Origin of the sequence: Collinsella aerofaciens, from assembly GCF_015552075.1 — a bacterium.
Classification (GTDB): Bacteria; Actinomycetota; Coriobacteriia; order Coriobacteriales; family Coriobacteriaceae; genus Collinsella; species Collinsella aerofaciens_Y.
The window spans coordinates 22,335-31,820 of record NZ_JADNDZ010000024.1 but is presented as its reverse complement, the minus strand read 5'-3'; the positions used below and the strand labels follow the sequence as shown (position 1 = coordinate 31,820).

Annotated in this window: 7 protein-coding genes; all 7 read left to right on the top strand. The window is 60.0% G+C overall.

Translation table 11 applies throughout. The features are described 5' to 3' along the window. The first annotated feature begins 270 nt into the window (after nt 1–270). The 7 genes from I2D41_RS01950 (at nt 271) to I2D41_RS01920 (ending at nt 9,326) form a co-directional block, all read left to right on the top strand. Nucleotides 271–1,941 carry a ribonuclease J gene (locus I2D41_RS01950; RefSeq protein ID WP_195363362.1) on the top strand — a complete coding sequence of 557 codons (1,671 nt, stop codon included), beginning with the start codon at nt 271–273 and terminating at the stop codon, nt 1,939–1,941. Between the two features lies 1 nt (nt 1,942). Next, the gene (locus tag I2D41_RS01945) at nt 1,943–4,723 is read left to right on the top strand and encodes an FtsK/SpoIIIE family DNA translocase (protein ID WP_229042052.1); all 2,781 of its coding nucleotides are present in this window, start codon (nt 1,943–1,945) and stop codon (nt 4,721–4,723) included. Beyond that, nucleotides 4,723–6,234, top strand: coding sequence for a helix-turn-helix domain-containing protein (locus tag I2D41_RS01940; RefSeq protein ID WP_195363361.1), 1,512 nt, complete (start codon nt 4,723–4,725; stop codon nt 6,232–6,234). The genes I2D41_RS01945 and I2D41_RS01940 overlap by 1 nt, the downstream gene beginning before the upstream one ends. A 26-nt stretch (nt 6,235–6,260) precedes the next feature. Then, on the top strand, nt 6,261–6,758 hold the full coding sequence (locus tag I2D41_RS01935) for a YajQ family cyclic di-GMP-binding protein (RefSeq protein WP_117770334.1): 498 nt from the start codon (nt 6,261–6,263) through the stop codon (nt 6,756–6,758). Nucleotides 6,759–6,785: 27 nt separating this feature from the next. Further along, on the top strand, nt 6,786–8,135 hold the full coding sequence (gene rimO, locus I2D41_RS01930; RefSeq protein ID WP_195363360.1) for a 30S ribosomal protein S12 methylthiotransferase RimO: 1,350 nt from the start codon (nt 6,786–6,788) through the stop codon (nt 8,133–8,135). 99 nt (nt 8,136–8,234) lie between these two features. After that, on the top strand, nt 8,235–8,783 hold the full coding sequence (pgsA, locus tag I2D41_RS01925) for a CDP-diacylglycerol--glycerol-3-phosphate 3-phosphatidyltransferase (RefSeq protein ID WP_229042053.1): 549 nt from the start codon (nt 8,235–8,237) through the stop codon (nt 8,781–8,783). Between the two features lie 12 nt (nt 8,784–8,795). Beyond that, on the top strand, nt 8,796–9,326 hold the full coding sequence (locus tag I2D41_RS01920; RefSeq protein WP_195363359.1) for a CinA family protein: 531 nt from the start codon (nt 8,796–8,798) through the stop codon (nt 9,324–9,326). Nucleotides 9,327–9,486: the final 160 nt, after the last annotated feature.

Sequence of the window (9,486 nt, the reverse complement as noted above, 5' to 3'; positions counted from 1 at the left end):
AGCACTTAATGTGCTTTCCGTCTTGCGCAGGACTGTAGAGCAGCAAACTTAACCCGCCCCGGCCCCCGATGGCCCCAGACCGGAGGGATGGACCAGTTCAGATGGGGCTTTAATGCATGGGTGGTCTGTGGCTGTGCAAATGGGTATCATACTGTGGTTAATGCGTCGACTTCGTGATGCATGTTTGTACGTTCCCGGCGGTCGGTTTGCCAGAAGCGCCCCGTCGGTTGTTCCAGACCCTGTTTCGAAGAAAGGAAACAACACTCACTTATGGCAGCTAAAAAATCATCTCCCTTGAAGATCATCCCGCTCGGCGGCCTTGATGGTATCGGCAAGAACATGACGGTCTTCGAGTGCGGCGACGACATGGTGCTCGTCGACGCTGGCCTCATGTTCCCCGACGACTCTCAGCCCGGTATCGACCTGGTGCTGCCCGACTACACCTACGTTCTGGAGAACGAGGAAAAGCTCCGCGGCATCATCGTCACCCACGGTCATGAGGACCATACCGGTTCGCTTCCGTACCTGCTGCAGGACCTCAACAACAAGGTGCCTATCTTCTCCAGCAAGCTGACCCTTGGCTTTATTGAGGGCAAGCTCTCCGAGTTCCGCATCCGTACGCCTAAGTTCCGCGAAGTCAAGGGCGGCAGCCATGTTAATCTTGGCGGCATCTCGCTCGATTTCTTCTCGATGACGCACTCCATTCCGGGTGCTCTGGGCGTGTTCATCCGCACCAACCAGGGTACCGTCATGCACACCGGCGACTTTAAGCTCGACCAGACGCCCATCGACGGCGTCACGCCCGACTATGCCGCTATCAGTCGCTTTGCCAAGCAGGGCATCGACCTGCTGCTTTCCGACTCCACCAACGCTACGGTTCCCGGCTTTACCAAGTCTGAGGCCGAGGTTGGTCCCAATCTGCTGCACGCCATCAAGAATGCCCCGGGCCGTGTGTTCGTCGCGTCGTTCTCGAGCCACATCCATCGTCTGCAACAGATCTGCGACGCCGCGCGCAAGTGCGGCCGCAAGGTCGTCGTGACCGGTCGCTCCATGCTCACCAACACCCGTGTGGCTCGCGAGCTCGGCTACCTCAACATCGATGATGCCGATATCATCGATGCCTTCGATATCGACAACCTTCCCGACGACAAGATCGTCGTCATGTGCACCGGCTCTCAGGGCGAGCCGCTGTCGGCTCTGTCGCGCATGGCTAACGGCGAGCACAAGACGCTTTCCATCCACGAGGGCGACACCGTCATTCTCTCGGCGACTCCTGTTCCTGGCAACGAGAAGGCCGTCCAGCAGGTCGTCAACAGCCTGGCTAAGCTTGGCTGCGACGTGTGGGATAAGAACCGTGCCCTCGTCCACGTCTCGGGCCACGGCAGCCAGGAGGAGCTCAAGCTCCTGATGGCCATGGCTAAGCCCACGTACTTTATGCCGGTCCACGGCGAGGCCGTTCACCTGCGCGCTCATGCCCAGCTGGCGCGCAAGATGGGACTCAAGGACGACCACATCTTTATCCTCGACAACGGCGACACGCTCGAGATGCGTGGCGGTATCGTCAAGCGTGGTACGCCCGTTGAGTCTGGCGTCGTCTACGTCGACGGCCTGCGTATCGGCGATACCGACCCCATTGTCTTGCGCGATCGCCAGAAGCTCGCCAACGACGGTATGGTCACGGCTGTCGCCATCGTCTCTCTTAAGCACAAGAAGATCGAGGCCATCGAGTTCTCGGGCCGCGGTGTCTCGTTTGCCATCGACGATCAGTTCTCCGAGGATGCCTCCGCGTCCATCATGAAGACGATCGAGAAGGGCAAGTTCAGCTTTACGAGCAGCGGCTCCGATGCCATTCGCAAGGCCGTGCGCGACTCGCTTTCCAACTTTATCTGGAGCCGTACGCGCACCCGTCCGATGATCATCCCGGTCGTCATGGAGGTTTAGTTTGGCGCGCGGATCTGCACAAAACGCCAAAGGCAATAAAGCCAACAACCAGCCGGCATCTGCTAAGGGTGCCGGTTCCCATCTTCGTGCCAATAAGGGCCACGAGGCTGAGTTCGACGATTTTGAGCCTCTGGTCGAGCCTTCGGCCAACCGAGATATCGCCGGTGTGGTCATCGCTGTTTTGGCGATTGCGTCCTTCATCGCCGTGATTTCGCCGGCGACCGCACCTGTGACGGCTGCGGTTGCCGGTTTCTATCACCTGGGCTTTGGCCTGGGTGCCTACGTGCTGCCGATCGTTATTTTGCTGTTTGCCGCCACGCTCTTTTTGGGCGATGATTCGCCGCTCAATGTGCGCTCCGTTGCGGGCGGCGCTGTGGTCTTTGTCGCCGTTGTCTCTATCTTGTCGCTTATGGTGCCGGGTACCAGTGACTCGTGTGACCTTATGTTCACGCCGCAAAACCTGTCCGCCTCGGGTGGCTACATCGGTGCGTTTATTGCGAGTGCGTTGCAGAATGCCTTGGGTAAGCCCATTGCGATGGTGGTCCTGTTGGGCTTGGCGGTCGTTGGCTTTGTCATCATCGGCTTTTCGGTGGGCGGCGTCTTGCGCTCTGCCCGCGACCGTGCGGCCGATTTTGCCGAGCGCCGTCGTGCCGATGTCAACGAGAGCCCCTGGGGTGACGATGAGGCACTTTCGGTTCCCGGTATCGCCCGCCCTCACCTGAGCATTCTGCGTCAAAAGGGCTCTGATGCTGCCGTGACTACGGTTATGGGCAGCGAGGTCGATCCGATTCTGGACGATGAGGACGAGGATGAGGACCCGTTTGTCGATGTATCCGATGCTGTAGAAGCCGAACGCGCCAAGACAACGCTGCTGCCGCGTCGCCACGCCAAGAAGGGCAAGGCTGCGCCCAAACTCAACACAAGTGAACCCGATCCGTCGTGGTCCGAGAGCGAGATTGAGCTTACCGAGGACGATGACGAGGACGATGAGACTCCGATTGAGAGTGCCAAGACGACCTTGCTGCCTCGCCGCCATACCAAGCGCGGACAGGTGGCCGGCCAGCTTTCGATGGAAGATGATCCGGCCAAGATTGACGAGTCCGAGCCTCCGTTTGCCGTGAACCCTGTTTCGGCAGCACCGCAGATTCCCGACTTCCTGAAGCATCCCAAGGTCGCCGATGCGTCTGTCGCGAGCGCCATCGAGGCGTCTGCTGCTAGCGATGGGGGAGCGGACAGCGCCTCCGCAGATAACGAGGTTGAAGAAGAGGACGGCCTCAAGCTTCCGCCGCTCGAGATTCTCCATGCCAACCCGCAGTCCGCTTCTGCTGCGTCTTCGGACAAGGAGCTGGAGCAGACTGCCGAGTCGCTGCAGTCGACCCTGCTTGAGTTTGGCCGCAGCGCCCGCGTCGTCGGCTGGATTGCCGGCCCTACGGTGACGACCTTTAAGCTGCAGCCCGGCGAGGGCGAGCGCGTGAGCAAGATTTCGAGCCTTGAGGACGATATCGCACTGTCACTTGCCGCCCAGTCGGTGCGTATCTTTGCGCCGATTCCCGGCACTTCGCTTGTGGGTATCGAGATCCCCAACCGCAAGCGCCAAAACGTCAACCTGGGCGACGTGCTGCCCTATGTCAAGGGCGGCCCGCTCGAGCTTGCCATCGGACGTGATGCCGAGGGTACGCCGGTCGTCGCCGACCTCGCCAAGATGCCCCATCTGCTGATCGCCGGTACCACGGGTTCCGGTAAGTCGGTGATGATCAACTCCATCATCACGACCTTGCTCATGCGCGCGCTTCCCGAGGACGTTCGCCTGATCATGGTCGACCCCAAGCGTGTTGAGCTCGCGGGCTACAACGGCTTGCCGCATCTCTACGTGCCAGTGGTGACCGAGCCCAAACAGGCCGCGAGTGCTTTGCAGTGGGCCGTGTCCGAGATGGAGCGCCGCTTGAAGGTCTTCGAGCGTCTCAACGTTCGTAAGATTTCGACGTATAACGAAAAACAGGCCGCTGGCGAGTTTGAGCATTACGATAACCCGCCGCAAAAGATGCCTTATCTGGTCATCATCATCGACGAGCTCTCGGACCTGATGATGGTTGCCGGCAAGGATGTCGAGGCTTCGATTGTGCGTATTGCCCAGCTGGGCCGTGCCGCCGGTATCCACCTTATCGTGGCTACGCAGCGTCCGAGCTCCAACGTGGTGACGGGCCTCATCAAGGCCAACATCACCAACCGTATCGCCTTTAACGTCGCAACGGGTATCGATTCGCGCGTCATCATCGACCAGATGGGTGCCGAAAAGCTTACCGGCCTAGGCGACATGCTGTTCTCCAAGGTCGACTGGGGCAAGCCTCGTCGTATTCAGGGCTGCTTTGTCTCGGATGACGAGATCAACGAGATCGTTGAGTTCGTCAAGTCACAAAGCGAGCCCGATTACCACGAGGAGATTCTTTCGGCCGTGGCTCCCGCCTCAATGTCAATGGCGGGTGGCGGGGGCATCGTGCGCACCGGCGTTGCCGAGCCGCAAGACGATGATCCGCTCATCTGGGAAGCCGCCCATATTGTGGTGGAATCGCAGCTGGGCTCCACATCTGGCCTGCAACGCCGCCTGAAGGTTGGCTATGCGCGCGCCGGGCGTATTATGGACATGCTGGAAGAAAAGGGTGTCGTCGGACCGCCTGACGGGTCCAAGCCGCGCGAGGTCCTGCTGGACGAGGAAGGCCTTGCCGCACTGGAGTCTGTCGACGCCGAGATGGCACGTGAAGATCGTGAGTTTGGAGGATTCTGATGGCTGCACGCTTTGGTGACATGCTGCTCGAACAGCGTCGCCGAATGGGCCTTTCCATTCAGCAGGTCGCCAACACCATCAAAATCAGGCCGCAGATCATCGAGTTTTTCGAGAATGGCAATTTTGCATCGATGCCCCCGCGCGGCTATGCGCAGGGCATGATTTCGAGCTATGCACGCTTTTTGGGCCTCAATCCGCGTGAGGTCGTCAATGCCTATTTTGACGACCTGATGGCATACGAGCGTGAGACTTCGCAGCAGGGTGGGCGTTTTCAGGACGCCGCCGGCTACGTCAACTCGCGCTCCTCTGTCGACAACGGGCGCTTCCTGATGGTTCAGGGCGGTCGCTCTACTCGTTATGGCCAGCGTCCTCAGCAGGCCGGCTATATTACCGAGACGGGTTCGGGCGAGGAGATTCGCTCTCAACGTGATCGGTTCCGTAGCACGCCGATGCCCGAAGACCGTGCGCTTCCCGCTGCCCGCGGGGTGGCACGTGACCCTCGCGCTGGATACGGCGATGGCGGCTATGCCGATCGCGGCTACCGTGGTGTTTCCTCGGGTCGCTCTCGCGGCGGCTATGCGGATGCCGATACCACGCAGGTAACGCCGCGTCTTCGCTCGCAGTCGCAGCCCTATGGGCAGCGCTCATCTGCTCCTCGTTCGGGCCAGCGCAGCTATCAGGGTCGTGGCGATCTCGCTCCGCGCTCGGGGCAGCGTAGCCTTCAGGGTCAGGGAAGCTATCGTGGTCGTTCCGATAACAGTCGCGGTCGATTGCCCCAAAACAGCGGTCGTGGCGGTTCCAATCGTGGGCGCGGCGGGTCGCGTGCTCCGCAGAATAACGGACTTGATCCGCGTATCGTCTACGCCGGTATCGGTGTCGTCGTCCTGCTGCTGATTGTGCTCATCGTGGTGCTTCTGCGCGGTTGCGGTTCTGCAGCGCCCGAGTCGACGCCAGAGACGCCTGCGGTAACCAAGACAACGACTAAGAAGTCTTCCAAGAAGACCGAAACTGTCGACGAGGATGAGGATACCGATGAGGCGATGGACGAGTCGACCGATTCGGATGCCACTAAGACGGCTGCCAAGAAAGATGAAAACGAGGTCACAAAGGTTAAGGTCTCTGTCGCCAAGGGCAAGACCGCTTGGATTGAGGTCAAGGTCGACGGCAAGTCGGTCTATGGCGCCCAGGTAACCGGGCCCTTTGAGCAGGAGTACACGCCCGAGTCCTCGATCGAGATCACCACGTCCAAGCCTTCCGACGTCACCGTTACCAAGAACGGCGAAAAGGTCCGCTACGACACCAAGACGTCGGGCGTGGCACGCGTGACCATCACTGTTCCCAAGAAGGAGACGACTGACTCCGAGAATGGCGAAAGTACTGATGGTGCCGATTCCACCGATGGTGCCGACAGCACCGACGGCACCGATGCCCAGTCCACTGATGGCACCGATACCGCTGCCGATGGTCAAGCGGCAACCGATTCTACCGACTATTCGTACGACAGCTACTAAGCCGCTCGTAAGCGAAAGGATGAACCATGGCTAAAGATTCCAGCTTCGACGTCGTGTCCGAGGTCAACATGCAAGAGGTCGACAACGCCTTCCAGCAGACCACGCGCGAGATTTCCCAGCGCTATGACCTTAAGGATTCCGGCGCCACGATCGAGCTTTCGAAGGGCGACAAGCTCTTTACGATCAGCGCCCCGGCTGACTTTGTCTCTAAGCAGATTATCGACGTGCTGAGCTCCAAGCTCATCAAGCGCGGCATCGACCTCAAGGCTGTCTCGTGGGATGCTCCGCAGGCGGCGTCGGGCGGCACCGTGCGCGTGCTCGGCCATATCGTCGAGGGCATCGACCAGGCGACCGCCAAGAAGATCAACAAGGACATCAAGGACCAAAAACTCAAGGTCAAGGTGACCATCGAGGCCGACAAGCTGCGTGTTTCCTCTGCTTCGAAGGACGCGTTGCAGACCGTGATTCAGTTCCTGCGCGACCAGGATTACGGCCAGCCGCTACAGTTCACCAACTACCGCTAATATCATTCGAAAGGACCGCTCTCCAACATGGATACACCGTTGGGCTCCGTGCTCTACATCACCCTCGGGTGCGCTAAGAACGAGGTTGACACCGACCGCATGCGTTCTCTTTTGACCGCCGCAGGCTACGAGGAAGCATTCGACCCGCAGGATGCCGATATCGCCATCGTCAATACATGTTCGTTCCTCGCCTCCGCAACGTCCGAGAGCATCGAGACCACGCTCGAGCTCGCCAATGAGGTTCAGGACGGCGTTCGTTCTTGCCCCATCGTCATGTGCGGCTGTGTGCCGTCGCGCTATGGCGACGACCTGCCCGACGAGCTGCCCGAGGTCGCTGCCTTTGTGAAGGCCGACGAGGAGGACGGCATCGTGGCGGTCATCGATGGCGTACTGGGTGTCGAGCGTGAGATCGCGGCCTATATCCCTCAGGTCAAGCGTACCGTCGAGGGCGCCGTTGCTTACGTCAAGATTTCCGATGGCTGCAACCGCTTCTGCAGCTTCTGCATGATCCCCTATATTCGCGGTCGCTATCATTCGCGCAATGCCGAGAGCATTATCTCCGAGGTACGCGACCTGGTTGCCGGCGGTGTGCGCGAGATCGTGCTGATCGGCCAGGACACGGGTATTTGGGGCACCGACTTTACTGACGAGGATGTCGCCGAGGGCTCGCCGCGCAATCTGGCGCAGCTGCTGCGTGCCGTCGCCGAGGCCGTGCGCCCGCACAACGTCTGGGTCCGCGTGCTCTATCTGCAGCCCGAGGGCATGACCGATGAGCTTATCGATACGATTCGCGATACGCCCGAGGTGCTGCCCTATATCGATATCCCCGTGCAGCACTGCGACGCGCGCATCCTCAAGGCTATGCGCCGTTCCGGTTCGCGCCTGGAGCTCGAGGACCTGTTCCGCGATCTGCGTGAGCGTATCCCCGGCATCGTGATCCGTTCCACGGCTATGGTCGGCTTCCCGACCGAGACCGACGACGAGTTCCGCGACCTTATCGACTTTATGGACACCGTCGGCTTTGACTACACGAGCGTCTTTGCCTACTCGCAGGAGGAGGGCAGCCTGGCCGCTAAGATGGAGGGTCAGGTCGACGAAGAGGTCAAGCTCGAGCGCGCCCAGGAGGCCATGGACCTGGCCGAGTCGCTCGGTTTTGCCGCCACCGCCGCACATGTGGGCGAGCGCGCCCAGGTGATCGTCGACGGTATCGAAGAAACCGAGGACGGCACCGAGCTGATCGGCCATGCCTGGTTCCAGGCACCCGATTCCGATGGCGCGGTCCACTTGGACGCCAGTGAGGCGTCCGTGGGCGATATTCTGACTGTCGAGTTTACCGATAGCTTCTGCTATGAGCTTATCGGCCATGTTGTGGAGTAGGAGAGCATCGTGGCAAACGAGAGCAATAAGGAACTGACGAGTGTTTGGACGCCCGCCAACATCGTGACGTGCGTTCGCATCGTCTTTATCCCGGTGTTCATGATCGTGTCGGCGCTTTCTCAGACGAGTGTTGCCGGTACGGATTGGAGCACCTTCGACGGCCCGCTCGCCGCCGCTGCCTTCATTCTGTATGTGATCCTGTCGTGCACCGATAAGGTCGACGGTTATCTGGCGCGTTCGCGCAACGAGATCACCGACTTCGGTAAATTCTTGGACCCCATCGCCGATAAGCTGCTCGTGTTCTCGGCCCTGCTGCTGTTCTTGGATTTTGGCGCGGTGACCGTGTGGTCCGTGTTCATTATCTTGTTCCGTGAGCTTCTGGTGAGCGCCCTTCGCATGGTCGCGAGTGCGGCCGGTGTGGTCGTTGCGGCCGATAAGCTCGGCAAGTACAAGACGGCGACCACGATGGTCTCCATCTGCGGTTACCTGTGCGTTTTTGCTATGGCCGGCTTGCACCTTGGCCCGGTGGCGCTGACGCTCGGCATCTACTCGGTGTCGCGCTTCCTGTATGCCGTTGCCGTTGTCTTGACCGTTATCTCGGGCGCCCAGTACTTCTGGAACTGCCGCAAGATCGTCTTTTCGGTCTAGGTCCTGGTGGGTATGACGGACTCTTTTGAGCAGATTTCCGCACATAACGAGGAGCTGGCGCGCGATATCGTCGAGCGCGCGAGCGCTCGGGGTGTGACGGTTTCGACGGCTGAGTCGCTGACGGCGGGTATGATCGCCTCGACGATTGCGGATATCCCGGGCGCCTCGGCGGTGCTGCGTGGCGGTGCGGTGACCTACTGCGATGAGATTAAGCATCGCGTGCTGGGTGTTGAGCAGGAGACGCTCGACCGCTACACCGCGGTGTCGCATCAAACTGCGCGCGGGATGGCGTCGAGTTCGCTGGAACTGTACCAGAGCGATATTGCAGTGAGCGCAACGGGTTATGCCGGCCCCGGCGGTGGTACTGAGGACGATCCTGCTGGCACTTTCTATATTGGCTGGGCACATCGTTCCGCCGATGGGGGAGTGCCGGTCGTGGACTCTGTGCGCTGCCACTATGAGGGCGACCGTTCGTGTGTTCGTGCCCATGCGGTCACGGAGGCATTGGGTCGCATTGCCCTTGTGCTCAACTCTATGGAATAGACGTGTTTTAAGGGGCCTCCGGGCCCCTTAATTGTGGAGATAGGGACCTCCGGCGAATTTTATCTTTGTGCAGGTAGTTGTCGTATTTTTCCTCGCCATGATTTTCTTGGTTCGCCTGCGGTCAAGTTTTTGGCCAGTGTTTGGTCGGCGTTTGGTTGGG